Source organism: Qipengyuania polymorpha, assembly GCF_019711435.1.
Classification (GTDB): Bacteria; Pseudomonadota; Alphaproteobacteria; order Sphingomonadales; family Sphingomonadaceae; genus Qipengyuania; species Qipengyuania polymorpha.
The window spans coordinates 161,487-188,148 of the sequence record NZ_JAIGNK010000004.1 but is presented as its reverse complement, the minus strand read 5'-3'; the positions used below and the strand labels follow the sequence as shown (position 1 = coordinate 188,148).

Annotated in this window: 23 protein-coding genes; 7 read left to right on the top strand and 16 right to left on the bottom strand. The window is 58.6% G+C overall.

Annotated elements, in window-relative coordinates; all coding sequences use genetic code 11:
- Window positions 1-189: 189 nt before the first annotated feature.
- The 7 genes from K3152_RS13075 to K3152_RS13050 form a co-directional block, all read right to left on the bottom strand.
- Complete coding sequence (locus tag K3152_RS13075; RefSeq protein ID WP_221574576.1) at window positions 190-777, bottom strand: 3'-5' exonuclease; 588 nt, start codon at window positions 775-777, stop codon at window positions 190-192.
- A gap of 92 nt (window positions 778-869) precedes the next feature.
- Window positions 870-1,373, bottom strand: a complete 504-nt coding sequence (locus K3152_RS13070; protein ID WP_221574575.1) for a hypothetical protein — start codon at window positions 1,371-1,373, stop codon at window positions 870-872.
- A complete protein-coding gene (locus tag K3152_RS13065) occupies window positions 1,370-1,663 on the bottom strand; it encodes a hypothetical protein (protein WP_221574574.1) in 294 nt (97 codons plus the stop codon). The genes K3152_RS13070 and K3152_RS13065 overlap by 4 nt, the downstream gene beginning before the upstream one ends.
- 204 nt (window positions 1,664-1,867) lie before the next feature.
- Window positions 1,868-1,996 carry a hypothetical protein gene (locus K3152_RS14320; RefSeq protein WP_282098376.1) on the bottom strand — a complete coding sequence of 43 codons (129 nt, stop codon included), beginning with the start codon at window positions 1,994-1,996 and terminating at the stop codon, window positions 1,868-1,870.
- A 2-nt stretch (window positions 1,997-1,998) separates the two neighbouring features.
- Window positions 1,999-2,394: a hypothetical protein gene (locus K3152_RS13060; RefSeq protein WP_221574573.1), complete on the bottom strand. Its 396-nt coding sequence runs from the start codon at window positions 2,392-2,394 to the stop codon at window positions 1,999-2,001.
- Between the two features lie 227 nt (window positions 2,395-2,621).
- Entirely contained in the window at window positions 2,622-3,167 is a 546-nt protein-coding gene (locus K3152_RS13055) for a hypothetical protein (protein WP_221574572.1), read from the bottom strand.
- A 304-nt stretch (window positions 3,168-3,471) separates the two neighbouring features.
- Complete coding sequence (locus tag K3152_RS13050) at window positions 3,472-3,816, bottom strand: hypothetical protein (RefSeq protein WP_221574571.1); 345 nt, start codon at window positions 3,814-3,816, stop codon at window positions 3,472-3,474.
- Window positions 3,817-4,471: 655 nt separating this feature from the next.
- On the opposite strand from K3152_RS13050, the gene K3152_RS13045 reads away from it, so the two are divergent.
- The 6 genes from K3152_RS13045 to K3152_RS13020 are packed head-to-tail and all read left to right on the top strand — an operon-like array spanning window position 4,472 to window position 15,750.
- Entirely contained in the window at window positions 4,472-7,000 is a 2,529-nt protein-coding gene (locus K3152_RS13045; RefSeq protein ID WP_221574570.1) for a hypothetical protein, read from the top strand.
- On the top strand, window positions 6,997-7,377 hold the full coding sequence (locus K3152_RS13040) for a response regulator (protein WP_221574569.1): 381 nt from the start codon (window positions 6,997-6,999) through the stop codon (window positions 7,375-7,377). The genes K3152_RS13045 and K3152_RS13040 overlap by 4 nt, the downstream gene beginning before the upstream one ends.
- Window positions 7,378-7,395: 18 nt before the next feature.
- Window positions 7,396-9,930: a poly-gamma-glutamate biosynthesis protein PgsC/CapC gene (locus tag K3152_RS13035; protein WP_221574568.1), complete on the top strand. Its 2,535-nt coding sequence runs from the start codon at window positions 7,396-7,398 to the stop codon at window positions 9,928-9,930.
- The gene (locus K3152_RS13030; protein WP_221574567.1) at window positions 9,927-10,709 is read left to right on the top strand and encodes a hypothetical protein; all 783 of its coding nucleotides are present in this window, start codon (window positions 9,927-9,929) and stop codon (window positions 10,707-10,709) included. Before K3152_RS13035 ends, K3152_RS13030 begins: the two co-directional genes overlap by 4 nt.
- A 38-nt stretch (window positions 10,710-10,747) precedes the next feature.
- Entirely contained in the window at window positions 10,748-11,587 is an 840-nt protein-coding gene (locus K3152_RS13025) for a hypothetical protein (RefSeq protein ID WP_221574566.1), read from the top strand.
- 50 nt (window positions 11,588-11,637) lie between these two features.
- Complete coding sequence (locus K3152_RS13020; RefSeq protein WP_221574565.1) at window positions 11,638-15,750, top strand: hypothetical protein; 4,113 nt, start codon at window positions 11,638-11,640, stop codon at window positions 15,748-15,750.
- Here the strand turns inward: K3152_RS13020 and K3152_RS13015 are convergent.
- The 5 genes from K3152_RS13015 to K3152_RS12995 form a co-directional block, all read right to left on the bottom strand.
- The gene (locus K3152_RS13015; RefSeq protein WP_221574564.1) at window positions 15,747-16,616 is read right to left on the bottom strand and encodes a hypothetical protein; all 870 of its coding nucleotides are present in this window, start codon (window positions 16,614-16,616) and stop codon (window positions 15,747-15,749) included. The two genes, K3152_RS13020 and K3152_RS13015, sit on opposite strands and share 4 nt — an antisense overlap.
- A gap of 52 nt (window positions 16,617-16,668) precedes the next feature.
- Window positions 16,669-20,583, bottom strand: a complete 3,915-nt coding sequence (locus tag K3152_RS13010) for a PAS domain S-box protein (protein WP_247713446.1) — start codon at window positions 20,581-20,583, stop codon at window positions 16,669-16,671.
- Between the two features lie 524 nt (window positions 20,584-21,107).
- Window positions 21,108-21,338 (bottom strand): TehB-like domain-containing protein, encoded by a 231-nt coding sequence (locus K3152_RS14390; protein WP_425438818.1) that lies wholly within the window; start codon window positions 21,336-21,338, stop codon window positions 21,108-21,110.
- A 50-nt stretch (window positions 21,339-21,388) separates the two neighbouring features.
- A complete protein-coding gene (locus K3152_RS13000; RefSeq protein WP_221574562.1) occupies window positions 21,389-21,847 on the bottom strand; it encodes a hypothetical protein in 459 nt (152 codons plus the stop codon).
- Complete coding sequence (locus K3152_RS12995; protein ID WP_221574561.1) at window positions 21,840-22,319, bottom strand: group III truncated hemoglobin; 480 nt, start codon at window positions 22,317-22,319, stop codon at window positions 21,840-21,842. The genes K3152_RS13000 and K3152_RS12995 overlap by 8 nt, the downstream gene beginning before the upstream one ends.
- Window positions 22,320-22,400: 81 nt before the next feature.
- Here K3152_RS12995 and K3152_RS12990 point away from each other — a divergent pair, with 81 nt between their 5' ends.
- Entirely contained in the window at window positions 22,401-22,829 is a 429-nt protein-coding gene (locus tag K3152_RS12990) for an RrF2 family transcriptional regulator (RefSeq protein WP_100259103.1), read from the top strand.
- On the opposite strand, the gene K3152_RS12985 is transcribed toward K3152_RS12990, so the two are convergent.
- The 4 genes from K3152_RS12985 to K3152_RS12970 all read right to left on the bottom strand — a co-directional run bounded on the left by K3152_RS12985 (window position 22,826) and on the right by K3152_RS12970 (window position 26,470).
- Window positions 22,826-23,383, bottom strand: a complete 558-nt coding sequence (locus K3152_RS12985; protein WP_221574560.1) for a GNAT family N-acetyltransferase — start codon at window positions 23,381-23,383, stop codon at window positions 22,826-22,828. The genes K3152_RS12990 and K3152_RS12985 overlap by 4 nt on opposite strands.
- Before the next feature lie 29 nt (window positions 23,384-23,412).
- Window positions 23,413-23,715 carry a short-chain fatty acyl-CoA regulator family protein gene (locus K3152_RS12980; protein ID WP_221574618.1) on the bottom strand — a complete coding sequence of 101 codons (303 nt, stop codon included), beginning with the start codon at window positions 23,713-23,715 and terminating at the stop codon, window positions 23,413-23,415.
- An 878-nt stretch (window positions 23,716-24,593) separates the two neighbouring features.
- Window positions 24,594-26,150 (bottom strand): relaxase/mobilization nuclease domain-containing protein, encoded by a 1,557-nt coding sequence (locus K3152_RS12975; protein ID WP_221574559.1) that lies wholly within the window; start codon window positions 26,148-26,150, stop codon window positions 24,594-24,596.
- Window positions 26,147-26,470: a plasmid mobilization protein gene (locus tag K3152_RS12970; protein WP_221574558.1), complete on the bottom strand. Its 324-nt coding sequence runs from the start codon at window positions 26,468-26,470 to the stop codon at window positions 26,147-26,149. Before K3152_RS12970 ends, K3152_RS12975 begins: the two co-directional genes overlap by 4 nt.
- Window positions 26,471-26,662: the final 192 nt, after the last annotated feature.

The window sequence follows — 26,662 nt, the reverse complement described above, 5'->3', positions numbered from 1 at the left end:
CCTCTTCGCGCTGCGCGCTTCGAATCCGGACCGTAGGGGTCTCAGCCTCTCGCAGGTCCACCATCCAGCCCATCCTGCGGACAGGCAGGATGGCGGAGCAGGAGGGAGCCACATATTTCGCCATAGGCCCCGCGACACGGGCTTTTACAGAGTGGTACCTCAGCCCATGCCCCCAAGGGTGCCCCAGCCTCACTTGGATTCTCCGCCGAAATCGGAAAACGCGGGTAAGTGACTTTCTCTCGGCGGGTGCCCCCAGTGCGTCTCCATCAATTTGGAAGCCAGGCGCAATGCATCCTCAGCTGCACGATGCGGTGGAGCATCCTTCCTTAGCAGATACGCAAGGTGGCGGTGCTGGTCAGCGCTGAAGTCTCGCGTCAGGACCTGAAAGTCGAGAACCTTGAAATTCTGCTCATGATCTGCGGCAGCGAACAGCGTGTCGAGCCAATCCTGGTCGTATCTGGGAGCATCTGTGGCAACAATGGTGTCTGTGCCGAGCAAACCGTTGAGCCAGTCACAGACCTCATCGACGGATTTGCCCTCACGTTTCACTAGATCCGGAGGCATGCCGTGCACCGCTTCCGAAGACTTCGACCACACGCCGGTATCAAGCCACTTCTTGGTCGGTCGGATCAGCTTTGCTCCGACACCGATAGGCTCGGACGGCCCGCGAACGAGCGCCACACCCACTTCGATCGGATAGCTTCCCGCCTCCAGCGCCGATGCCTCGACGTCGAGGATAGCAATGTGCCGGTCGCTTAGGTTCAGGATGTTCTTCATTTCTATTGTTCTCTTTTTTATCTCACGGAAATGCTTGGTTGCCCTCGCCCGGTCCTGCTGGTCTAGGCAGAGAGCCTCCGGACAGCGAGCCGTCACGAGCGATTTTCATGCCACTGACCGAGGTAGAAGAAGCTCGCTGGCGCATTCCGACCTTCATGAAACTTCTGGAGCTTCTGGCGGAGCGGATGCGAGATGAGGGTCTTCGAGAACGGAAAGTTTCCAAGTCCCGCCTTCACCGTCGCACCATTGGCAAGCGTGTGACCGATGTGAGCTGCCAGCTGGCGGCGGAACTCATCCTCGTCCCGAGCGAGGCCAGCAGCGAAGTAAACCGTGTGGCCGGTGCCCGTTGCCAGATCGCTCACTGTTCCAAGGAAGATACACCTTGGAAGATCGATCGCAACCTCGCTTACTTCCCAAGGATAAGGAGGCAATTCGAAGAGGTTATGCCCGTCGGCGTATGGCTCGACCTCCCCGCTCGCCAGCAGCTTGCGAGCGAGGTCGATTGTGGCTTGCATCTTGTCGAGTTCTTCCGGTCCCTTGCGCGCCAGATGCTCCGCAAGGAAGGCTGAGGGAGCAGGCTTTGCTTCATCGCTCATGCTCCTTCATCCTCCCAGCTCTCCTTGTGTTCGCGCCAGGCTGCAAGCGCCGCTTCGTAGCCACGGTCGCTGCAAAGATCGGTGCACGCACCGCCGAAGCCATTGATAGTGACCTCGCGGGAAAGAACCGCGCAGTGAACATGATTGCCCTGCCCCTTGAGGCCAGCGAGGCCCGGGATATGTGCGATCAGGACGGTCGCAAAGCGATGCGCAAAGTGATGACGCGCGTAGCTGCGCACGCGTTCGAACCCGACGTGCCAGGCCTCAGCAGGATCGAGCATGATCTTCACGTGGACCATCGCGTGCTGCTCATAGGGCGGGAGAGTATCGTCGAACCGGTCAACGAGGGTCCCGAACCTGCCAAGATCCCCCGGAGCGGTCGGGGGCAGAAGCAGGTCGTATTTGGCCGCGCACCCGTACCGGCGGTCCTCGCCGGGGAAGAGCTTCTTGTCGAACCAGGGCCGGACACCAATCCTGTTCTCCTCACCTTTGTATCAGTGGCGAGAGAAGGCGAAGTCGCGATGGTCATCGCAGCAATCGTGGACGAACACGCTCAACTTCGTCTGCGGCGACTCCACCACGTCATCGACAAGTGCGATATTGTTGGAAGTGATCTGGGCCATGATTAGAACCTCCCTTCGAACGACGGAGCTTCGATGGCGCGAATGATGCCGGCGTAGCGCTCGGACCCATTTGCGTAAGGAGCGCCTTCGAAAGCTTCGAGCCTGCTCTCGTTCAGGCAGAAGTACGGACCCGAAGCCCGAGCGGGCACCAGCCACATGTCTCCGCCATCGCGGCGCCAGGCGAGGAAGTCGCAGAGCCAGCTATCGCTGCCTGCCATCAGCACATCGAACGAGGCACCAAGGAGCGGATCGAACCGCATCAGGACCAAGTCCATCTGCAGGAACTGGGCGAGAGCCTCGCATTCGGGGAAGAAAAGCGGCCGGTCGCAAGAAGTGGCAGTCACCACCACGCTCGCTTCCCGGTCGGCATAGAACCCGTCCGCAGCGTGGGCGCTCATATCTTGGCCCTCGCACGAAAGTCCGGATGCGCTCACGAATGCGCCGAACCTGCTCAGCGTCCTGAAGGTCCTGTAATTAGTAGGCGGCAGCAAGGGTTCGCCCTCGCGAGGGCGTTGCAGGGTAATCATATTCACGTTGGATATTCCTTCGGGGGAGGCCGCTCTGGCCGAGCTCGCCCTCCCCTCTTAATTTCATATTTTTCTCGGCCTTACCGCCGAGCACTTGTTCACTTGACGGTCGAGTCGTGCCGGTTATCGGCACCCTCTCCATTGGCCGACAGGAGCCGCGTCCTGGCCAGATCCAGACCGCGTTCGAGATCGGCTTTGTCCGTCCACGGCTGCGTGGTTTGGCGGAGACCCTTGTCGAACTCGAAGCAGGCTGCGGTGTCCTTTTTGCCGTCGGCATCAGGCACTAGGAAGATGCGGTGCCTGCGATCGCTCCATGCGCGCAGATTGCCATGGCGAGCTGTCTCTACGTTATTGGGCACAAGAACCGTGAACTCGACCTGCTGATCGCCTGCTGGATGGAGCGTAGATTTTACGGCGACAAAGGTCGTGCCGATCTTGGCGACGGCCTCAACCGCGCCTGCCGATGGCTCGTCTACAACGGGTAAGAGCACCAGAGGTCTCGGTTGCAGTGTCGTTCCCTCCTCTTCCTTGGGTAAGAGGACCTGACCGCCGATCAGTTCGTAGACGGTCAGCTTGGCCAGGTTCTGGCAAATCTTTATGGCGCGAGTGTAGGCAACCTCGCGGTTCTTGCTTTTCGATGACATGAGGATTCTCAAGGCGGCGCGCAGCTGGCTGCAAGTCTGCACACCTCAGATGGAATTTTCACCTTTCGGCGTCAGCCAACCATCTCATCAAATCCCATTGCCATTCAGCGCTAGGCAAGCGCACGGAGGCGGATAGCAACGTGAAGAGAAGAGCCCGCTTTGAGCGACCTCATCCGTTGCGCAAACCCGATCTCCGGCTCGCTCACCTAAACTCGCCGGCACCCGCCTTAGAGGGTGCCGGTTGAAAGTAAGGAAATGGCTCGATCACCCCCACAGGAATGAGCTTACGAAGTGAGCAAGCCCCTTAGATATCCCAAGGCTCGTCATCGATGATCGTGACTTCGCGCTGAAGGTCCGTGACGTAGAGCACGATACCTTGGGTCCAAGAAGCGCGCGTGACGATAAGGGTCATATGATCAGCATATTCCTGTTCTTCCAACTCTTCTGCAGTGAAGTTGTGACGTTCGTCGCGGGGGTCGATGTGCGAAAGGTCGTAGTGGCCGCTGCGCATATCGTGAGCATACGGTCGCCCTCTATATTTCTCGGACACGATCACGGCCTCATCAAACCCAAATTCCGGCAAGACCACTTTGTTGCCAGCGCACACGTCGATGAGCGGCAGCGAATATTTCAGTACTTCTCTAGTCATGCGACCTCCTTGCCTCGGTGCTTAATGGCGAATTCCATTCCTACGAGGCTTACCTTTATCATAGGAAAGTTTGCTAACGTTTGTGGCGCTTGGTGTAAGTTTTTTCGATCCCGCGCCTCAGGGGCTGCTTCGTTGAATAGGATGAGACCCAAAGACAGTTTTGCGACGTAGGCTCCAGCCTCGTCAGCCAGGGGCAGAGCGAAGGTCTCGCTTCGCCAAGGCCGGCTAAGGTCTACCTCTTTGCATTTCGCAGCGGGCTTCTTCCTTCCGCTGACGAGCTATCGTGCGCTTGTGGTCACCTTGTCCGCTTCGCGCCCCAATATCGGTCGTTCGAGTGATAGCGTAAATCTCCCGAAAGCAGACATTCGTTCAAGCTGACGCGGCTGACAACCAAGCGCCCCCAATTCAGCCGTTTGCGCATCATGGCAACGTGCGCAAAAGCAGACGCGGTGCGATCATCAAACTTTCTCCTAATTTTTCGGTTTTGGCGCTCGGTCGTCGCCGGGTTCCTGACTTCGATCGCCATTGATCCAAAGGTGTAATGGAATTGACAGCGAACTTGATGATGCCAAAGCTATAAACGATTGGAGGGCAAAAGATTTCAGACGAGTTTGACAGGGGCGGCAGAAAGCTGAGGTTTGTCGCAGGGTCAGGATTGGCCAAAGACACTCAATACCTGCTTCCTGCGGCAATAGCGGCCGTTCTTGCGACTTGCCTGCAGCTTCTCGGCGCATTCCAAATTGCAGATGGCTTGATATTCGATCGCCTGTCGGTTCGTCCGACCGACGCTTATCCGGAAGTGGTTATTGTAGAAAATGCCGAGGCGACAAGTGCTGCCGACTTGGCGCAGGCTAGCTTCGTGCTAGGCGCACAGAACGTCGTATTCCTGAGCGATCCAGAGGGCGATTTTTCTGCGCTCCCTCCGCGATACCTTGCACGTACAAAGCTGGGATATCTCGTCCCCGCTTCTGCTTCGGGGAATTTCTCCATTGAAATGGCGGTGCCGGCGAAGGTGCCCGGACATCCCGAACGCCTGCCCCGTGCTGCCCCTATGGCAGAATACGGTATCCATCGCGCCTTGCCCACGGGCATTCGATTCGATGCGCGACGGCTGGGCATGCTCGAGACTTCAGTTGCCGATGTCCGTCCTGCTTCCGACAAATACTATATCCCGATGCCTCGAAACCTGTCTTTTGCGGTGTTAACTTCCGAGCAGATCATGACAGGTAATCTGGCCGAGGGTGACCTTGCGGGAATGACAGTGCTGGTAGCGACGCCAGCCGAACTTCGGTCCAATCGGGTAACCACCCCTTTGTCACCTGATACGGCCGCGGTGCCTCCCGCTCAATTTTCGGCCTATGCCATGCAGGCCTTGCTGACCAATACGTCCAGCACCAAATTTTCCCTGACTGTCGCGGCTGCGCTTATTTTTGCCACGGCCATCCTGTGCGGACTTGGCCTGATTTTCACGCGCAGGAGGATCCACTCGTTTTTTCTATCTGGGGCTTTCATCGTCGGTATTATGGTGTCGGGCTGGATCGTTCTCGAAACGGCAGGACGCATCCTTCCTTTCGGAGGAATGCTATCGGCCCTTATCTTGTCTGCATTCGGCACGGTGGCATTGCAGGGCAGGCGCAAGGACCTTCGGCTGGAGCGCGCGCTCGTTCCGGCCATCGAACAGACCGTCTCCCACACAGCATTCCGCAACCGCGACACTCTTCCCGACTTGTTCACTGCCACCGCAGCGACGGCAGGGATCGCGAAGATGCTGCTCTTGCGTCCCCGCAAGCGCGCTAGACCGGACGTCCTTGCATCTATCGAGGCGGGAATTTCCGATTTGGACGAGAGCGCTTTCTACGAACTCTTCAGGAATTTCGACGGCTCGCCTTCTATTATGTCGGCAGATGCAGGCGATGTTTTGCCCGACTGGCCTGGGAATGTTCGCCTTCGGACTATCGGTTCACGTCACGAGCCCTTCCTTTGGCTCTACACATTCGGCGATCATCCCGAGGCCGAAGGCGGCGAATTCATAGCCGGCAGCATCGCGCAAAGTTTTCTCGCCTTGCAGATATCGCATGCAAGCCTTTCGGCTCAGCAGCGCGGCTTGCGCGCCGTGGATCCGGTCGACTTCCGAGTTGTCAACGCTATCGAACTTATCGCGCGACACGGACGCCAGTTGAGAAAGGCGGTCGACCAATTGCATTCGGCCGTGATGGTGTTCGACGTGGTCGGCTTCCCACTCCATGCAAATCCGCAAATGATCGACCTGCTCGAAGCTGCGGACCTCAACCCGCAAACGGTGCTGATGTCCCAAGTCATCGAGAGCTTGACCGAGTTGACCGACGGGCAGGCGGAAGCGCTTTTGCGTGATGTGTTGCGCGAGGGGGGAGAAGCTTCTGCAACGGTCCACGGAATTCCTGGCCTGAACGCCACACTGCGGATTGCAAGTCCCGATCCGGCCGTGTCCGCGCGCGAGAACGTTGTGGTGTTCGAAGTTTTCGACACGACGGAACTGGCACGACTGTCAGACCTGCGCAGGGCTGTCAGTGAATTTGTCGATGTCCAGATGCGTAACGACCTCGAAACGATTGCCCTTGGTGCTGCGCTGGCCCGCAAATCGGACGGTAACGAAGGGCGGCGCCTGCGCATGATCGACAGGATCGTACAAGCCACCCAGACGGCGACAAGTCGATTGGACTCCATGAACGCATTGGCAAGAAACGTCCCGGTTGCGAATGAGTTCACGGCGCATCCGATCCAACTTGCGCCCATCGCCGAAAAGGTTCGGGCGCAGCTGGTCGATCTTGCGGCGAGTTACGAGGTCGAGATCGAACTCAACCTGCCGGGTGTGTCGGGTTATAGTGTCGGTGATCCCTTCGTGCTGTCGAAAATGCTTGAGGCCTTGCTGCGGCTGGTGATTGCCGACAGCCCGCCTGAAAGTAAGATATCCGTTTCGCTAGTGGAGGAGGCGGCGCGTTCCCGCATCAATGTTACCGGCGGCTTCGGGATGGCGCGAGAACGTCTGAAGCAGGCCTTTGCCGCACCACCCCGCAACGAAATCCCTGAATTCGAGATAATCAAGGAAAGCGCGCTTGTGATAACCGGATGGGGTGCTGACTTCACTTATGAAAGCGAAACCGGCAGGGGCTATAATTTCGAACTTACATTGAGGCGTATCGTATGACGGCCAAGGCCATCCTGATTGTAGATGACGACGAGTTGCGCTGCGAATTGCTGGCCGAGCTGCTCGAGGATGAAGGGTATGAGGTCCGAATTGCGAATGACGGCGAAGCCGGGCTGGCCGATGTAGCACACAATCCTACCGACCTCATCCTTCTCGACATCATCATGCCGCGCATCGACGGGGTGCGATTCTTGCAGGCACTTCCGCAAAAGCTCGACAACCCTCCTCCGGTGATCGTGATTTCAGGTTCGGTAGACTCCGTGGGCGGCAGGTCGCTCGAAGAACTGGGTGTGGCGCGAACTGTTCGCAAGCCGATCGATCCCGCAGACCTGATCGAACAGATCGGCGCTCTACTGCAGGATCGCGCAGGCGGCTGACCTGATGGGGGGCGCACGATGATACTGCCGATATTCCCCGAAGGAGGTTTGGCCAGTTCGGTCATTACCACCGTCTGGGTCGGCGTATTCGTCGTGTGCTTTTTCAACCTGCGTTTTGGCTGGGTGCTTTCCGGACTGGTTGTGCCCGGTTATCTGGTCCCGCTGGTCATCCTGAAACCGCTCGCGGCAGGGGTGATCGTGGTCGAAGCCATAATCACCTATTTGCTCGTGTATTGGTTTTCCGAGAGGCTCGGGAATGGGCGGTGGCATAGCGTCTTCGGACGCGACCGCTTTGTGGCTCTGGTTATAGCGAGCATCGCGGTGCGCCTCGCGATGGACGGTTGGCTCCTGCCGCAGTTGGCGGATATGCTCGGCGATCGTCTGGGTCAGTTCGACTGGCGCAACAATTTGCAGAGCCTCGGCCTTGTGGTCGTCTCGCTTCTGGCGAACCAGTTCTGGAAGCCCGGCCTCGCCCGCGGTCTGGCTGCGGCTATCGTGACTACGGCGATCGCGTGGTTGATCGTGCGCTATGGCCTGATGGAGTTCACCAACTTCCGCATCAGCGGGATTTCCTATCTTTACGAAGGTTTGGCCAGCTCGATCCTCGCCAGTCCGAAAGCGTATATTATCCTTACGCTGACAGCGATCATCGCGAGCCGGATGAACCTGCGGTACGGTTGGGACTTTTCGGGAGTGCTAATCCCGGCCCTGATAGCCCTCCAGTGGTATCAGCCCGCCAAGATCCTGACTTCTTTTCTCGAGGCAGGAGTGATCTACGGCGCCGCCGTTCTGCTCCTTCGCACACCTTGGCTGGCTAACACCACGATAGAGGGAGCTCGCAAGATCTTGCTCTTCTTCAATATCGCCTTCGCCTACAAGATGTTGCTCGGCTATGCGGTGGTCATCCTGGCGATAGATATCAAGACAACCGACCTGTTCGGGTTCGGCTATCTCCTTTCCACACTGATTGCCATCAAGGCGCACGACAAGAAGATATTTCCGCGCCTGATGCGGTCCACCCTGCAGGTGTCTTTCGTTGGCGCCGTCACGGGAAATATCGTGGGTTTCGCACTGTCCGCTGCCGTCCCTGGCGTGACGCAGAGCATTAATGACCTGACCAGCACCACAGCAGAGCGACGCGGGCGTTACGCCGCGCTCGCCTTTGCTGCGGCAGCAGGCGATGCACACCTTCGCGGCATCCGGGGCAACGGCTCTGCCCTCGCTGACGGCGACGCAGAAGAGTTTGGCCGTTTGGTTGCGCTTATCGAAGCTGGCGGGGGCACTGGCTTCGTTCGAGAATCTTATGAAGCTGCCGGCTGGAAGATGCGCGGCCTCTCAGATGGCAGCCTTCTGATTCAGCGAGCCGACGGGCGCGGACGCGATGCGCTTGTTTTTTACGGTGCAGCGCGCAACGACCTTGCCGTGATCCTGCCTGATCCGACCGCGACGCCGGGATTGGTTGCAGCGGGTTTGTCCTTGCGTGAACAACAAGATGCGCGCTGGCTGGTCGTCGGCTCTCCCCTAGGCCCTGCCGAGCAAACGCAAAGCAGTCTCGTTTCTGCGTTTACGAGCGCAAGTACGAGCGAGCCGATCTTGCTCGTAGGGGGTAGTAGCAGCGCAAGGCAGCTTCAGCTTGCCGGTCGGGGCGCGGCTACGCTCGACGTAGCGGGGTTGCGCGAGGCATTGCCGGGGCTTGAAGTAGGTTTCGGTGCACCCCCACCGCAATTCGCAAGCCTCGTTCCTTCGAATGCCGTGACTTTGGCACTGGGCGAGAGCGGCTTGCGTGACCTTGTCAGGCCGCAAGCCGCGCCATTTGCAGATATCCCTGCATGCGAGATTGCTATTGCCGAAGAAGCGGAAGACATCTTGCTCGTCGAGCTTGCCTATCTGCGCTTCGAAGTCATCGAACCGCTTTTGCGTTCGCTCGAGCGCGGTGAGCAGCCCGTACTCTCGACGGCCAGTGCCGACTTGCTGGATTTCAGCCTCGAACAATGCAGCCTCCGAGGGCGCGCCCTGTGGAGGCTTGCGGCACGCGATGGCAGCAGTGGTACGTTTCTCATCGCACCTGAGAACGAAGGCCCGTTCGTCGTGCAAGCACACGGAGGCGCTTCCAGCACCGCAGAAACCGGCGCGCAACTGATGTCGCAGCCGAGCGCTAGTGCTCTGTTGGTCGCCCCCGAAGCGTCCGCTTATTTCGCCCGTCAGCGGAGTAGCTTCGGCACCGTGACACAGGCCCTGCTGCGCCGGAGGGAGGACGGACGACCGCCTTATCTTATCCAAGTACGCGAGACACGTGGCGACGATGCACCGATGCCCGGCGGGTCGAATCTGGTGATCGCCAGCGATGTACTGTCTCCAGACGCAAACTGGGCCGAACCCTTCGTCGCTTTCTCCCGAAGCGCAGGTCTTGATGCGGTGGTGTCCGACCGGTCGCGCCGTTTCGCTGCTTATGATGCCGGGCGCAATCGCAGCCTCAGATTTCTGCAGCAGATTGAAGGAGGACGTTTCGCGGTATTCTGGACGCGGGCCGACGAGGAAGGAGAGACGAGATGACGATGCGTCTCAGCCACGTCGTTCGTTTGGCACTTCTCGGAAGCCTTATGCTTATCGGTCTCATTCTTGCCGCTAGCACCGACCGGCTAGGCGACAGGATTTCGGGCCTGTTGCGCGCAGAAGGCGTCAACGACGTCGATGGCGCCAAGCGCTCGCTGGTTTACCGGCTCCGACTCGACAGGCCGACGAAATTTACGTTGTCGGGCGAGAGGGAGCTGGTGCGTCTCTTGTCCTCGGTCTCGATCGCGGAGAGCGCACCCATCGCTCCTGCCGGCTGGGTTTATGGATATCGCGTTGCTTTCCTTGACGCGGCAGGGGCAGTTATCGAGGAGCGAGACATCTATTCGCGTGCGGTGCTGCCCGAAATGACCGAAGAAATCGAACCTCACCGTTTCCTGCGCACTTCGAACGAGCGGATCGCCATCCAGAACGAGGCGATTATCGACGCGCCGGAGGGCACGGCCGCAATTAACCTGCTCGCGCTCGATGCGGACCGCGGCGTGCTCGGTATGGATATACGCGTCTACGAGCGTCAGCCGCTATCCGACAGTGGCGCACTGGTCGCTTTTCGCCGAAGAAGTTCCGAAGAGCAGGCGCAACTCACCAGCGGATCGGCTTTTCCGGCGGACATCTTGAGCGAAGCGGAAATGCGGGCGGCTTCACGCAACAACTGGCGACCGATCGGTCCGAACGGGATCGCTGGGGAAGCCTACCAGCTCGTCGTAATGTACGAAGTCGATGTGGACGAAAACGAGGCGGAGGTAGTGGCCGCGCCATGAAGGTGAGAAACCGCCGACATGTCCTGCTCGCAAGCATCATGATCATCACTGCCGCCCTCGCAGCCCTATTTTTCGAACCGCTCTCGCGCGCTGTGCGTATCGAGGAGCCTGAGGAGACGCAGCTGCGCGAAGCCCGCGAAGGCTTTGCACAGGCACTCACTTCTACGGCATCGCAACGTTGGCGCGACCCAATCCGGGGCCAGGGCTTCGACGTTTCAATTGCAGATCCTCCTCTCGACGCTCTCAGGCTTGACGAGACCGCCGAGGATTGCGCCGGGCGCGGCGCATACATGCTGGGACTCTCCCGGCACTCCGCTCCCATCCTCATATCCGCACCGCATCGCGCGGCGGATCGGCATACCGGAACGCTGGCGCTGCAGCTTTTTGCGGAGGGCAGCCTGGCTGCGGCGGCTTGGAATTCCGCGCCGCGAAGGGCACAGGATGCTTGCGCCAATGCGGCCGACCTCGCGCGCAGCCCCCGCAACCATTTTACCGCATTCTCGCTTGCCTTTGGGCAAATATACCCGGCCGGTCTGGTGGTACAGTTGCACGGCTTCGACCGCGAGATGAGGCAATCGCAGGCCGGGGCCGATGCCGATGTGATCCTGAGCAACGGGACCGGCAGCGCAAGCGGATCGCTTCTCGACATGGCCGACTGCCTAAGCGCCGCGTTCTATCCGCGTCGCGTGCTTGTCTATCCCAATGATGTGTCGGAATTGGGAGCGCTTTCCAACGCGCAAGGGCAGGCTTTGAGGGAGAACGGTTTCGATGGATTTGTTCACATCGAAATGTCGCTCGCCTTGCGGGAATTCCTGATCGCGGACCAAGATGCACGCTCGAACTTTCTCGAATGCCTGGCGCAAGGAATGGGGCGCTGAGCGAAATAGATCGCCTTTACCGCCAAGGATTGGTCGCCGCGAGCAATCCGATGCGCGCCCGGCTCGATGCGGATTTGATGAGTGAGTTGGAAGAGTACGGGCGGGCAAATCCGCTCATGCTGGAAAAGCCGGGAGAACTGATCGGCATTCCTGCTGGCTTCGCCCTTTCGACGCTTGAGCGGCTGAGCAACATGGAGCGGGCGCGCGAGGCCTTTGCGGTGCGCTATGACAAGGCGCTCGACGACGTGGAGCGCAACGCGGCGATCCTGCATTTTGCGGAAACGATGGGTTCGACCGGACATCAACGCCGCTCCGACGAGCGTCATGTCGGAGAGCCCTTCGATATAGATGCCGTTTTAGAACGCTTCCGCCGCAGGCGTGGGCATGGCGAGCGGTGCCTCGCCTTCGCCGCCGACCGACTGGCGGCCATGGCCACGACCGTACTCCCGCATATGGACTTGGGCGCGTGGCATACCGCCCTCTCCAAGCACGCATCGCCAATGTTGATGCGGCTGCGAAACCATCCGGGCGACGCCCGTGTGCGAGCCGCCGCCTATCGGTGCCTCGCTCGCCTCGGCAAGGCGGCAGTGCGTGATAAGGAGAATTTCTGGGTCGATGCGGCCTTGCGTGACATCCGCCGCGCAGCCCTCGACAACCGGGAAGACTGCTGGGTCCAGTGCGAAGCAATGGAAGCTCTGTTCCATCTTGATCCGGATTCGGTCGACGGTATTGTCGAACGACGTCTGGAGGCCCCGAGTACGATGGGGACGACGATCCTCGACGATAACCGCATCTTCATCCGGCGCCGGCTGGCCTACCTGCTCGCAACCCATTTGGCCGGTCATCGGCATCTGACACGTCACCAGATGCGCCTTGCTCAAGACCTGGACGGGGCTGTCAGGCAGGCTGTTGCCGAGAGCATTCCGTTGGTTCCGGGGGAAATCGCACGGACGATTGCCAGCACCTTTGTCACCGATTTCGATGCTCAGGTACGCGCCGCCCTCTTGGCCCGCACCGGCTTGCTCGCCGCGACCATCGGTGGAGGAGAGATGCTCGACATCATTCTCGCGCTCTTGCCTAACGATAACGACGAGTTCGTCACACGCTGCGCAATCGCTGCGAGCAGCGAATTCGTCGACTGGGCAGTGCTCGCGCAAGAGCCGCAGGCCGACGAGTGGGCCTCGACCCTTCGGACTGCACTTGCAAACCTGCGGCAAACTGCGCCGAAGCCGCGTGTCAGACGCTGGGCGGGTGAGGCGAGTGAGCGGATCTGGCTGAGCTGCGATAGCGATGGCAAGGAAATTGCAGCATTAATCATGACAGCCGTGGCAGGAATGACCGAGGGCGAAACGCGGCGTCTTCCCGAAATTGCGCCTTATCTCGCGGCAGACGAGGCGCGCGTAGGGCGTGTGATGTCCGTGCTGACGCAGCAGGATTTCTCGCTGACCCTTTCAACCGGCAGGGTTCCTCGTATCACGCGCGGCGAGGTATTCGAGCGGCGTGTCTGGCGGACGCTCTACGAGTTGAAGCTGGGCGCGACCGACAAACGGCAGGCCTTTTATCACACGATTGGGCGTGTCTTTCGGGGCGGGATCGTGGCACCCTCGGCGCACCTGGCAGAGCTTGCCCCAACCGCTGTGCCAGGGGAACCTTTGCACATCGCAAGTGAAGGCGGCTGGCGCAACTATCTGCCCTTGCTGGATCTCGTACTCTCCGCTGTCGACCGGGGGGGCGAAACGCGTATCTACACCAGCGAGGGACTCACCGCGGTAACTTCGCCCGAAGGCCTTCTGGATCGTGCAAGCGTGTGGTGGCAGGTCACACGCCGTTTTCCCGAGTTGGCCGACCTGCGTAACAATGACCCGGCAACCTATGTAAAACGGCTGGAAGAGTTGGGGGTCACGCTGCATCATCGTCCTTACCCAGAGGGGGAGAGCGCAAAGGAAATTGCCCAGCCCGACCAAGGTGTGACCCGCCTGTTCGACGTCGGCGGCATCTTGCTGGGCATCCCCTTCCTGCTCGACGAAATCGCCGCCTATGTGGCTACCGTCTATGAGAATTCGCTCACTGACCTTGCCATTTTTCTCGTCCTGTTATCGGCATGGTTTTTCGGACGGCACATGTGGAAGGCGCGCCAAGTTCGATTGCTTCGCAAGAGCATCGCCCTGTCGCTGGGTGGTTGGGGAACGAGGGGTAAATCAGGGACGGAACGCCTGAAGGCGGGGCTGATGAACTCGCTGGGCGCACCGCTGGTGTCCAAGACAACAGGCTGCGAGGCGATGTTCCTGCTGGGCGAACCCTACGGAGACCTGACCGAGCTATTCCTGTTTCGACCCTACGACAAGGCGACCATCTGGGAGCAGGCCGATCTGCTTGCGATTGCGAAGGGTGTCGGCGCGCGCAGTTTCCTTTGGGAATGCATGGCGCTCAATCCGAGCTTCGTGAAAATTCTTCAGCGCGACTGGATGAAGGACGATATCGCCACCATTACCAACACCTTTCCGGATCACGAAGACGTGCAGGGGCCGGCCGGGCGCAATGTGGCCGAAGTCATGTGCGAGTTCGTTCCCGAAGGATCCGTGCTGTGCACTTCGGAAGAAGAGATGCTGCCGCTTCTCGAACAGCGGGCGGAGCTGTTCGACACACGGGTCGAGACTGTCGGTTGGCGCGATGCCGGCCTGCTGCACAAGCGCCTGCTTGACCGGTTTCCCTATGCCGAACACCCTAACAATATTGCTTTGGTCAATGCCATGGGCCGCGAGTTGGGGCTGGACCGTGATTATTGCGTCAAGGAAATGGCCGATCGAGTGGTCGCCGATCTCGGCGTGCTGAAGGTCTATCCTCGCTCTGCCGTAGATGGCGCATTGCTCGAATTCGTCATGGGCATGTCCGCCAACGAGCGGTTCGGCGCTATGGGCAATTGGACACGGATGGGCTTTGCCGATCACGACTTGTCGAGCGACCCGGGTGTTTTCGTCACCACAGTCGTCAACAATCGGGCAGACCGTGTGCCGCGATCGCGCGTCTTTGCCAGCATGATCGTCAACGATGTCAGTGCAGACCGGCATTTCCTCATCGGCTCGAACATCGAAGGCTTGCTCGATTTCATCCGGCAGGAGTGGGATGAGTATGCTGCCGCGATTGACCTTACGTCGGCCGAAGGAGGAGTGGACGAGGCGTTCGATGCGCTCATGAAGCGGCATCGCTTTCCCCGGTCGCGCAAGGAGATCGAATGGCGCCTGATCGCCATGCTCGGCGAATTGGGCCAAGCGGATACATCGGCATTTGTCGCAGCTTGGCAGGAGGGCAAGCTCGCCGCTGCACTTGGTGAGGCGCTGCCGGAAGACTTCGCCGACCGGGTGGCAAAGCACATCGCCGACCTCGATACTGCACTCGGCGTCTGCCAATCACTGCGCAGCCAACTGACCGATGATCTCGCAAAGGCACACGCCGCCATCCGCGAAGCCTTGCGAGAAAGCTTCATGGCGTCGCTTGTTCCGGTCCGCAATTATTTCACCAAGGGCGACACGCTGGTTCGCCAGATCGCACGGGAAACCCCGCCCGGACTGTTGAACCGGATCATGGGTTTGCAGAATATCAAGGGCACAGGGCTCGATTTTGTCTACACCTGGCAGGCGTGGGACGCGGTCCACGGCGCTTGCGAGGCTTTGCTGGGCGAGGATGCGGGTCGAGCCGAGCAGGGCTTCCAGACCCTCTCGTCTTTCCAGGAATTCGGCGCGTTGTCGGAAGGCAAGGTTCGCGAAACGATTTCCGCTCTGCGGGAGCGTGGCGATATTTCATCGACGATTACCTCTCGATCGCTGGCTGGCATTATCGAGCGGATGGAAGCGCAACTCAGACGGCGCGAGATGGATTTCGCGAACTCATCGCAGGAGGACGAAGCAAAATCCGAAAGCTCTGTCGGCAAATGGCTGACCGATTTTACCGAGGCATTCCTTGATGCCAGCGATGCCGTTCGCCGGCGCAAGGCAGCAGAAAAAGTCTATCGGGCAGTGATGGCAGAACAGATCAGCAGCGCCCGCGCCGCGATAGAACTTAAGCGGCTGACTATTCGCCAGAAGGGTGGCTGGTTGTCCGGCTGGATGAGCGAAACGGGCAATAATGTCCGTGACATGGCTTTGCGACTGACACGCCGGCGCTAGAAGCGGTATCCAACTTCCGCCGCCACACGTGGCGTGTCGCCCGTAAAACGCTCGTCATTGCTCGTGCGCAATTGGTAGCTTAGGCGCAGATTGCCGAAAATCCCGCCGCTTTGCCGCCCGTAATCGAGACCGATTTCGGGCGCGATATAGCTGTCTTTGCGCTTGTCGCCATCGGGATCGCCTTGCGCAGTGCGGCCCGGGAATTTCCAGCTCCGGACGTCGACATTGGCCCTCGCGCGGAGGAGGTTGGTGACAGGATGGCTATAGTCGACAGCCCCTGAAATGCGATTGTAGTCGCGCCGGTTGTCTTCGCTATCTATGGCATCCTGAAACACCCTGAAGCGAAGCCAATGATAGGAGCCAAAGCGCCGATTGTATTCGGCCGAATAGCGCATGCCGCTGCCGGTCGCTTCAACCTCCTGGTCATAGCTGCGATGGCGATACTCTGCATGGACCCGGACGCGGTCGTCGTCTCGTTCCCATTGCCCCTGCAATCGGCCGCGCTTTTGATCGGCCTGCAGGGATTCCACGAAAACCAGATTTTCGGAATGAGCAATTTCAAGCGAAAGCTCGATGGTTTCGCTTATCTGGTACGCACCGCCCAATTCGCCGCGGAAGGTTTCCCGCGTCGAGCGGCCTTCGTCAGTGTAATCGAAGATCCCGACCGACGTATCGACCCAGTACCTTATCCTCTCATCGTCGTTTTCGTAGAAGAGCCGTGCATCAGCCCCATATCCGGTGCTGTCGAATTCATCGCTTTCGACGACATCGCGTTTGGCCGCCACTCCGCGCACCGAGACATCGGCGAACACTTCGCTTTCCGCATGAGCAGGTTGTCCGGTCAACATTACGGGAACGAGACCCATTGCCGCGATCAGTCGATAATTCCTCAACACTCGCTCCTAATTCAAATCCCACTCACGCCTGTAGCAGGCTGCGAACCACTGTGAAGTCGTGGGCTTTCACAGAATCCGGGCATTTGCGGAGCCGCTGGTCGAGCTGGCTGCATTCCGCCCCAAGATCGGTCTCGCCGAAGAAAGCCGCAACGCCTGCGATCTGGTGCAACTGGGTCGCGACTTCGCCAAGCGAGCAGGATTCCAGCTCTCCTTTGCGTATGGCCGCATCAATAGCCTCAAGTGCTTTGGCCTTGCGCTTCGAAAAGCTCTTTCTTAATTTCTCGCTGGGTTGTCGAGGCGGTTGCGGCAGTTCAAGCCCAGGTGGAACCCCTAGCCACTGTTCGAGAACTTCGGCGAGGTCGTCCAGCGAGAGCGGTTTCGGGAGGTGTCCCTGCATGCCGGCCGCAAGGCATTCCTCGGTATTTTCCGCAAAGGCGTTGGCGGTAACGGCGATAATCGGCAGGCGCTTTGCGTCCACACCTGCAGCACGGATGGCGCGGGTGGCGGCTAGGCCGTCGAGCACTGGCATCTGAACGTCCATCAGCACCAGATCGAAAGGCTCATCGCTCACGTTGGCGGCCAGTACGCGGTCAACAGCGTCTTGGCCATCCGTCGCAATAGTGGCGCTCAGCCCAATCCGTTCGAGCATGGCGAGAGTAACCTGCTGGTTGATGAGATTGTCTTCGGCGACAAGGATGCGGGCATTGAGCGTGCTCTCGGAGAGCTGGCGCCTCTCTTTCACTTCCTTTGTCGTTTTGCCGGGCGCGTCCACCGTCACAAGCGGCAAGGTCAGTGTAAAGGTGGATCCCTTGCCGACCTTGCTCTCGACGGCGATCGAACCGCCGAGCAGATCTGCAAGCTGGGCGCAGATCGGGAGACCCAAGCCCGTGCCGCCGAAACGCCGATCAATGCTGCTGTCGGCTTGCGTGAACTTCTCGAAAATCTGCTCGAGTTTATCTTGCGGAATGCCGATGCCGGTATCGCTCACCGCGATTTCAAACCTCTCACCCCCCTCGGCTGTTCGGAGCGAAACGGTTATCCGGCCGCTTTCCGTAAACTTCACGGCATTGCCGATAAGATTGAGTGCGATCTGGCGCAGCCGGGTCGGGTCGCTCTCGAGCCATTCTGGAACGTCGTCATCGGCCTCCAGGACAATTTCCACGTCCTTGCGCGCGGCTGCCGGCGTCATCATCGTAATCGCGCCGCGCAACTTATGGCGCACATTCACCGGTTGCGGCTCGATAAGCATCCGTCCGGCATCGATCTTCGCTGAATCGAGGAGGTCGTTCAGCAGGGCGAGCATCGCCTTGCCACTATCCGCCAGCATTTCCAGATTGCTGCGCAATTCCTCGTCTAGCTCTCCGGCAAGCGCCACTTCGGTGAAGCCGATCACACCGTTCATCGGAGTGCGGATTTCGTGGCTCATATTGGCAAGAAAGTCCGACTTGGCAGCCGCGGCGGACTCTGCGCGCTCCTTCGCCTCCAGAAGATCGCTCTCAAGCTGCTTGGTCTGATCGACATTTCGCAGCGATGCGATGATTTCCAGAGGCTCCCCGCTCTCTCCCTCCCGAACGAGCCCGCAGTTCGCTTCGAGCCAGGCATATTCGTCGGGCAGGATGAGACTCTTAGAGCGGAAGGTGATGCGGACATTGTCCAATTCACCGGATGCCAGCGCGCGGAATTGCGAGACGACTTCGTCCGCGTCGTCCTCGTGGAAGCCGGTGATAAACTGGTTACCCACAAAAAGCGCGGGGTCGAGCCCGAATACTTGCCGGGCAGAGGGTGAAGCGTATTTACAAACGCCATCGAGGTCGAGCCGCAGCACGGCGTCGGTCGCATTGTCGGCCAGAAGGGCGAGTTGCTGTTCCCGTTCTGCCAACCGCAGGCGCGCCTCGACCTCCTCGGTTATATTGCTGACAACCCCGATGTAGCCAGTGACTGCGCCGTTCTCGCCAAACTCGGGGCCAAATGTCACATGCGTCCAGACTATCGATCCATCGGGCCTGAGCCATCTAAATTCCTCTTCGCCCGTGGTCTGGGTGCGCACTGCCTCGACCCATATTGCCACTACGCGATCGAGATCTTCGGGGTGTACTGCGCTGGACCAACCGTCGCCCTCCCACTGGCCATCTTCAAGACCGCTAAGCGATTTCCAGGCCGCGTTGACGTAGGTGCAGCTACCAGTCGCATCTGTGCGAAAAATCCCTGCCGGGGCCATGTTGGCCAGTGCCTGAAAGCGCCGCTCGCTTTCACGCAGGCGTTCATCGGCCAAGCGCTGCTCGGTGATGTCGTGCGCGACCCCAACGAAGCCGGAGACATTACCGGACTCGTCAAACTCAGCGGAATTGATCGTTTCCCACCAGAACTCTTCGCCTTGGCGGTTGCGAAAATTCAGCACGCGGTGGCGAATGGGGTTCGTCTGATCGAACCCCGCAAAGGCCGGATCGTTTTCCAGTTCTTCGCCGGTTGCCAAGGCGTCCTTCCAGCGGTGACCGATTAAATCTTCGGCCTTTAGTCCGAAGCGTTCCACCCATTGTGAGGCCGCGTAGGTAATCTCGCCTTTTGCGTTGGCTTGGAAGATTCCGACCGGCGCGGTTTCGGCAAGGCGTCGAAAACGTTTCTCGCTCTCTGTCAGCGCGTGTTCGCGTGCCAATTTTTCCGTGACGTCGGTCGCCGTGCCGATGCCGCCCACGAAATTTCCTAACCGGTCGAACTGAGGGTTCATGCCGACGGCGAATTGCAGCGTGCGTCCTTCTGCGGTGGTAGTCTGGACAATTATCCTTTCCGCTATCTTGCGTCCCTTCTCAATGGCGTGTTTTTCGGCGCGCAGGTCAACGGAATTGCGGTCGATGAGGTTCTGGAAAGGGTTTGTGCCGATCAGGTCTTCGGGCGCAAATCCGGTGACCTTTTTCCACCGCGGATTGGCGTAGGTAAAGCGCCAGTTTGCATCGACACGGAAAACAAGGTCGCCGACGCCCGCGAGGATCGACTCCACGAGGTCCCGGCTTTCCTGCAAGTCATCACGGATCGATGCTTTGTTGGCCAGCGCCACCGCCACTGGAAGTCCGATCGCAAGGCAGGAAAGCAGGAACGCCTCGAGCGCGATGACTTCTTCGCGCGCACCGCCCTTGACGAGCGCAATCGGCCCCATGCCGTTCAGGGTCGCCAGGGAAGCGACGAGGGAAAGAATGGCGACAACGACAGCGGTGCCCAGTCGCCCTGTCGTGAATGCGGCAAAAATGACCAGCGGCATGGCAAGGAAGAGGAACGGAAAGGTTGTCTGACCGAATATGAGCGCCGCTGTCGCAAGCGTTGCGGCGATCAGCGCTGCCCAATTTCTTGCAGGAACAGTTTCGTAGGAACTGCGGTCCTCGAGCGAGTTGCGAAGAATAAGCAGGACCGATGCGAAAATCGGGATTTGCAGACTATGGGCAGCGACCCACAGCCCATACGTGGTGAGCCAATCGCCGCCGCCCAGCATGGCCACCGCGCTCGCCGAAACGGCACCCGATACGAAAGGCACGAGGGCGCCGACAACCGCGAGCTTCACGAATTGGCTCAAATTGTCAAAGGTTCGAGAGCGGATTACGAGGCGGTCGAGCGCGAATAACGCGAGAAGGATTTCCAACATATTGGAACCCGACAGGATTACTGCGAGTGCAGTTGATATTCCGACTGCCAGATAGGCTGCAATGTTGGCGAGAAAGCAGAGGCTGACGGCAGCAACCCGGCAACGCATCCCGCGACCAAGCAACATACCCACGACCACCGCATTGCCCATCCAGAACGCGGCAACGCTGTTCGATCCGAGCGTGAGCTCAAGGCTTAGGTAGGCCAGCACACCGTAGATGAAACTGATTACCACCGCACCTGCCAAGCTGCCGCAGACCTCTATCGCCTCCGGTCCAAGCTTCGGAAATGTCGCGCCCTTATCCATCAAACCCCGGATATCCTTTTATGGTAAAGAAGCGGTTAGCATTTAACAGATGTCATTAGGTTACGCTCCATGCCTGCCGAGGCGGTGCACGCAAATTGGCGATTACCTAGCGGCCTCGGCACCTCTCCCTATGGTATTACCTACAGACCGTTCAGCTATCTCGGCCATAAAAGGGTTTCTTACCTATTTCTTGCCTGTCCGCTATCGGCCCCCTTTCGCTTGTAGATCAGTTTCTCGTTCAGTCCTGCCGCTAAGAAGCCGTTTAATAGCCTCGAATTTTATCCGTAGGTCGAGTGGGCTGAGCTTATGTCGGCTTGATCAGTCGGACCTCGTCTGGGTCCACGTCCTTAGCGGCACACACGGTGATCAAGTCCGGCTCGTCAGGGAGAGCACCGAAGGCGTGATCATGATATCGGGTCACAGAACAATAACCATTTTGCGCCGAGACGTGCTCGAAGCTCTCGCGACGTAATTTATCGGTTCATGCTTCCTATGGGCGAAAGACTGAAACCCCCGAAGCCTTTTTAGTGATAAAAGGTCACTTTGAATTGCGCATCGGCCGATAGTCGAACGAAGTGCGATAACGCCGGTTCGATAATCAAGCTTTCTCCGGCTCTGACGGCGGTTGTCGATGAGGCTGGTCCGGTAGTGTGAAACTCGACCAAGCCCTTGCCAACGCAAAGTCGGCCCCAGACGCCTGGCTTTAGTCTGTGTTCGGAGGTCAGTTTGTCCGGAACAGTTTCTGCTGAAAACATCGGACTTTCGGCGTATTTGACCACATTCGGTGGGAGCTCGACTGGCTGTGTCACGCGCCGGGTCCAACCGCTAGGACGATGATCAAAATGCCGATCCCGAACAGAGAGACTGTTGCCGGTACAACGAGAACCTGCGCAAACACCGCCTTGCGATCCATCGGGCCGGTCCAGGTTGGAAGCTTTTCACCGCAATCGAGGGGTGAAGTCTGTTCACGCCCCGCTTGACGCGCACCCAGGCGTGCGACCCCGAAATATATTGCCGTGTACAGGACGGAAATCACGATCGCGAAGCGCGCCGCCGTACTGCCGCCCGTCGCCAAGAATATCGCGAAGAAGAATATGCCGTAGCATGAGAGCATGATCTGCCAGACCCGGGCTGGGAGCTGAAAGCCCGCATTCGCGGGAGCTACTGGTGCAACCGAGAGCGGCTGCAGAATGCCGTCGAGAGCCTCGACTTCGTTTGCCGGATGGACCTCGCGCTCCGCGAGTAAGGTGTGCTGTTCAAACATGGGGGAGGTTCCTTCCTGCAGTTGACCCCGAGATTCCGGACTTTCCGATCGTAATGCCTGTCAGGAGACTGTCAGCAATTGCGCGGGCTCGGTCGGCAACCAGTCTGATCGGCTCTGGCTTGCTCGAGAGCGTGCGGAGCGTTGCGTAAAAGAGGTCCAGCCAGCGGGTGAAATGGTGCTCTTCCAGACCAGTAATCTCGATGTGCTTGCGCATGGGATTGCCTGCGAACTCACCGCTGTTGAACAACACGGAGCGCCAGAAGGACTTCATGCGCTCAAGATGCGTGGGCCACTCCGAAATACGGTCCGCGAAAATAGGGCCAAGCAGGTCGTCCTCGCGAATGTGTCCGTAGAATTCGTCCACCAGTTGCGACACGAACTGCTCGGTGACGCCGAGCGATTCAGCGTGAGCGCGCTTCGCTGCTCGTGCATCGAGCACATCTGCGCGAGAAACTTTGACGTTTGCGGTCATCTCGTAAACCTTAAAACAGGTATATAATATACCTCTTATATCCCGTTTTGCGGGAAAAGCAATATCTGATATACCGCTTTTATGCAGTTGAACCTTCGAACCGACTATGCGCTGCGGATGCTTATGGCGCTTGCCGCCAAAGACGATGTGGTCTCGATCGACTGGATCGCTGAGCACTATGGGATATCGCGCAACCACCTGGCCAAGGTGGCACAGGACCTTGCAGCCGCAGGATTCGTAGAAACCTTGCGGGGCAGGAGCGGTGGCCTGCGGCTCGCCCGGCAGGCTTCGCAAATCAATGTAGGCGAGGTTGTCCGGTCATTGGAAAATACGAACGGTTTTGTCGCCTGTATGGGAGGCAAGGAAGGCTGCGCCATCGATGGCGTATGCGGGCTCAAGCCCGCCTTGGCAGGGGCGCTGGAGGCCTTTCTTTCACACCTCGATCAGTTTCATCTGGGACAGATTACAGGATCAAAGTCGCAAATCATGCAGAGGCTCGCTCCAGTCTAGGTGAGATCGCAGACCATATAGCTACTGGCTCCACCATATCCGACCAGCGCTTTGCCGATGTCCTCGTCGGCTATGATCATAAACTCATGCTTTGCCCAAAAATCCTGAGAGCGATTGACCGCCACCAGTGCAACCCGGTCATAATCGTGCTTGCGGGCAAGCCGCTTCGCGTGATCAACCGCCTCACTTGCAAGCCCTTGACCGCGCATACCCAAGTCTATCGAGATATCATGAATGTAGAGCACATCCGCATTGTCAGGCAGTGCGCCTAGCAGTGTGTCCAGTGGCACCGGGTGGCCGAAAGTAGCGGGGTGACAAATGATGTATCCAACGGTCTCCCCGTCTTGCTCGAGAACACAGCATCCTCCTGCGAAAAGTTCGAGCCGCTCTCGAAACACCGCCTCGTCTTCAGGATGATCGGGATGGCACCTGTCCGCGATGGCAAGCACGCGCGGGAGATCGTCCGCAACCATCTCTCGCCATCTGTGGGCTGTGCTGGCTGTATGCATTTTGGCTTGTTCGCTCTCTATCTCTTGCGATCGCTCTTCGCCCATCGCTCTCATCCGTTTCGCCAGATCAGCATCTAGCCGCTTTGTCGCATCGAATAGGGAACAACGCCCCTTTCGAACAGATCGACTTCGATCTGCTGGTCGCTGGGAGGATATGCGCGTTGGTCGCAGCCTGTTCGAGGGCAGATCCTGCAGGATGCCCCAATCTCGGTGGCTACTCCAGCTGAGATCAGGTCGATATTGTCGGCGTATACGAACTCACTGGCATGCTCGACCTCGCAACCGAGCGCGACAGCATAACGGCGCGGATTCCGATCAAATCCTTCGGACGCCTTGATCAGCCACCGAGGACGCGCTGGCCGCGACTGAAAAATCATCGCCCAAGGTGCGATCGGCGTTGGCAACTACACGTGGCGCAGCCTTGAGAGCCGTCGATCGCCATGCTGAGGCCAAAGCGTTGGGCGAGGAGGCGCACGCACTTGCACCGAACGACTACCGCCCCTGCACACTCCTCGGGGCCGTTCACATGGAGCTGAACGAGATCATTGCAGGGCGTGATTGGTTTATGAAAGCCGAGGAGCGGGGGGCAGCTAGAGCGGCAGTCGACCACGACATCAAGGTGTTACTCGCTCGCATGCCTGATGCAGAGCGCGATCGCATACGGGCATTTCTGCTTGATCAGGACCCTGAGCGTTTTGCGTGGCTACGATCCAAGCGGGGTCCCGCCCATAGGATTGCTCTGGTGCTATAGTCACCGCGCCATAATGCCCACCGCAGCTGCCAATTCCTGTGTGCAGTTCTGCGCTCGACATAAGCGGTGAAGCGTATTTTGGGCCGCTAACTGTTCGTCTGCTTTCGCCCAAATTCCTCAAAGAGCTGCCATTCCGCTTCCGACCCGATTGCGGAACCTGGTCAATAAGACGATAGTCGGGCCATGAGCAACCGAACGAAAACCATCCTGCTAATCGTAGTGGCCGTTTCCATTGGAGCATATCTGGGTTGGTGGTTTAGAGAACAGCGAAGCATTGACGCGTGTCTTGATGCTGGTGGCCGTTGGGAAATGCAGGGAGGATACTGCATCTATGCCGTGTTCCGTTCGCCAGAGTAGTGACGTCAGCTTTCCACCCATAATCGGACATTGACGGTACTCGTTGCCGAAGCAAAGCTGCCGGTCCGCTCTCAGGTATTCTCAGGGAGAGCCTGAACGTCCGTAATGGGGCGCAAAGCTGCCAATGAAAGGCAGCGAGCCGAACCCTCAAGACCGACCTTGGCCACCCTTATGACGCTGCCAATACGCGGCCAAATGCTCGGGCATTTCGGTGTTTCCTTGATTTCGACCAGAGAGAAAAGACTTTGATTTTGGGATGCGCGTTGTCGGTTGGTTGGCTAAGTGCTGATCTTTGGAATGCTCCTTGTTCGGAACCGACAATCGCTTCTTCGGACCAGTTGCTGTGACTGTCTTCTTGACTGTTTGGACAGGCCGCATCGCTGCCAGAACCACGCCTGCTTTTTGACAACCAGCATCGGCACGAGCCGCTATAAACTGGTGCCATGTTGGCATTCGTCTGCGCCTTAGTGGCGATCTCTCGACTCTGTGGCGAGCTTCCAATTCTGCAAGCTCGCGCTTGCGGACTTGTTGCGAAAATCGCGAATAGAATGCTCGACGTTCCGACGGCTTCAACCGTATAGCTTCGTTTTTGCGTTGCTTCATGAGGGCGCGCCGTTTGGCGCGCAACTCACGGGTCTGGCGTATGCGCAAATCCGCTAGCTCGCGACGGCGTTTTTCCTGGTCGAGCTTGTGTTGAGCGACTTCCAGATCATAGTCTTGTTTGAGCTCTGACCGCGCATCTGGAGTTTGAAGAGGCTCAAAAGAGGACGACATCTTTCGTTCGGGCCACCATGTTTTGAAGTCTGGCGTGCCTTTGAGTATGCGTTTGTCCAGTGACCCCAAGCCGAACTTCTGAACGCCCGTGTCCAGTGCAGAGGCTTTCAGCTTGTTACCCGGATCCGAGATATCAGCGATAGTGAGACCGCGAAGCCTCTTCGTTTTTGTGCCAGTGTAGACAGGTTCAAGCTGCAAACCGATGGCTGCGAGTGCATCACTTCTCGATTGCCAAACTCGCTGGTCTAGAGCCTCTCGAATTTCTTCAGATCGTTCCATCAGCGGCACCGAACCCGTGCGCTCGGCACGCTTTCTCTGACCAGGTTCGGCTTCCCTTTCCAACGCTTTCAAACGCTGCGCTTTGGCCTCCTGCGGCGTATTCAGTCGGCGCAGGTCCAGCTCGCGCGCAACGCGGCGACAGACATCTTGTACCCTCGCCAAGGCGCGGAAGTCGAAGCTTCGCAGAGCGCGATAGGCCTCTGGAACGCGCGCAACCTGTTCAGTTGTCAGGGCTTGCGGGCCGATATTTTCAGTCGCGCAGCCCTTCTTAAGGAACCACATTTTGGGTGGTGTCTTCCCAGTTCGCGGTGAAATGGTGGACCAGAAGACATGCACGTGGTCATGCTCAGTGTCTTCATGACGCACAACGACAAATGCATGGCCGTCAAGGCCAAGGGCCTCTTGCTGCTGGCTTACAATATAAAGCCATTTGTCATCAGAAAGCTGGCCATCTTCATGGGCTGCAGAAAGCGAGAGATGGAGAAGCTTGTTCTTTGCGCGGCTGTTCAACGATGCGGCAGCCTCCATTTCCGCAGCGGCATTTTCGACGGACGATACCACTTCAAAATGGAGGACCTGGTGGTCGCGGTTCTCGGTCAAGTAGTCGACAAGGCCCGCAAAGTTCGCGCCCCAGGTGGGGTTGGCAATCATGATCGCGCGACGCTCACGGCTTTCAGAAGCTGCTGATATGCAGCCGTCAGTTCATCAGCAGAGACCGGCTGCTCACTGTTGAGCTTCTTGGCGATCTGATTGACGTTCGTGCCAAGCCTAGTCACTTGGTAAACTAAATCGCGCGAAATGATAATCTGGTGGTTGGCACGGCAGACCAGGCGGCGAAGTAGCTCCGGGACCGAGCATCCGGAGTAATGCGCGAGCTCAGTCAGGTAGGCAAGTTCCTGGTCGCTCCAACGGGTTGTGCGAACGTGGTTGCGATAGCGGGTCTCGGATCCGGGTTTTCCAGGCATTTTCATTCCTTCCTCTTGTTAAGCATTAGTGGTTCAGTGTGGGGGTCTGGGGGCAGGCGAAACTGCCACCAGCAAGGTCAGGCTACGCAGGGTGCGCGACAGAGTTGAACGACAGAGAGTAGCCTCCGCGACGTCGAAGGACGGGCGCGGTAGTCGATAGCCAGCCCTTGCTCATTTCCTCACTATTCCGTTTAAGGA

Bases quoted from the DNA above. Each gene is read 5' to 3' on its own strand.
- K3152_RS13075 (WP_221574576.1), bottom strand. From the start codon at position 777: ATGAAGAACATCCTGAACCTAAGCGACCGGCACATTGCTATCCTCGAC.
- K3152_RS13070 (WP_221574575.1), bottom strand. From the start codon at position 1,373: ATGAGCGATGAAGCAAAGCCTGCTCCCTCAGCCTTCCTTGCGGAGCAT.
- K3152_RS14320 (WP_282098376.1), bottom strand. From the start codon at position 1,996: ATGGCCCAGATCACTTCCAACAATATCGCACTTGTCGATGACGTGGTG.
- K3152_RS13060 (WP_221574573.1), bottom strand. From the start codon at position 2,394: ATGAGCGCCCACGCTGCGGACGGGTTCTATGCCGACCGGGAAGCGAGC.
- K3152_RS13055 (WP_221574572.1), bottom strand. From the start codon at position 3,167: ATGTCATCGAAAAGCAAGAACCGCGAGGTTGCCTACACTCGCGCCATA.
- K3152_RS13050 (WP_221574571.1), bottom strand. From the start codon at position 3,816: ATGACTAGAGAAGTACTGAAATATTCGCTGCCGCTCATCGACGTGTGC.
- K3152_RS13040 (WP_221574569.1), top strand. From the start codon at position 6,997: ATGACGGCCAAGGCCATCCTGATTGTAGATGACGACGAGTTGCGCTGC.
- K3152_RS13035 (WP_221574568.1), top strand. From the start codon at position 7,396: ATGATACTGCCGATATTCCCCGAAGGAGGTTTGGCCAGTTCGGTCATT.
- K3152_RS13030 (WP_221574567.1), top strand. From the start codon at position 9,927: ATGACGATGCGTCTCAGCCACGTCGTTCGTTTGGCACTTCTCGGAAGC.
- K3152_RS13025 (WP_221574566.1), top strand. From the start codon at position 10,748: ATGATCATCACTGCCGCCCTCGCAGCCCTATTTTTCGAACCGCTCTCG.
- K3152_RS13020 (WP_221574565.1), top strand. From the start codon at position 11,638: ATGCGCGCCCGGCTCGATGCGGATTTGATGAGTGAGTTGGAAGAGTAC.
- K3152_RS13015 (WP_221574564.1), bottom strand. From the start codon at position 16,616: ATGGGTCTCGTTCCCGTAATGTTGACCGGACAACCTGCTCATGCGGAA.
- K3152_RS13010 (WP_247713446.1), bottom strand. From the start codon at position 20,583: ATGGATAAGGGCGCGACATTTCCGAAGCTTGGACCGGAGGCGATAGAG.
- K3152_RS14390 (WP_425438818.1), bottom strand. From the start codon at position 21,338: ATGTTTTCAGCAGAAACTGTTCCGGACAAACTGACCTCCGAACACAGA.
- K3152_RS13000 (WP_221574562.1), bottom strand. From the start codon at position 21,847: ATGTTTGAACAGCACACCTTACTCGCGGAGCGCGAGGTCCATCCGGCA.
- K3152_RS12995 (WP_221574561.1), bottom strand. From the start codon at position 22,319: ATGACCGCAAACGTCAAAGTTTCTCGCGCAGATGTGCTCGATGCACGA.
- K3152_RS12990 (WP_100259103.1), top strand. From the start codon at position 22,401: ATGCAGTTGAACCTTCGAACCGACTATGCGCTGCGGATGCTTATGGCG.
- K3152_RS12985 (WP_221574560.1), bottom strand. From the start codon at position 23,383: ATGGGCGAAGAGCGATCGCAAGAGATAGAGAGCGAACAAGCCAAAATG.
- K3152_RS12980 (WP_221574618.1), bottom strand. From the start codon at position 23,715: ATGATTTTTCAGTCGCGGCCAGCGCGTCCTCGGTGGCTGATCAAGGCG.
- K3152_RS12975 (WP_221574559.1), bottom strand. From the start codon at position 26,150: ATGATTGCCAACCCCACCTGGGGCGCGAACTTTGCGGGCCTTGTCGAC.
- K3152_RS12970 (WP_221574558.1), bottom strand. From the start codon at position 26,470: ATGAAAATGCCTGGAAAACCCGGATCCGAGACCCGCTATCGCAACCAC.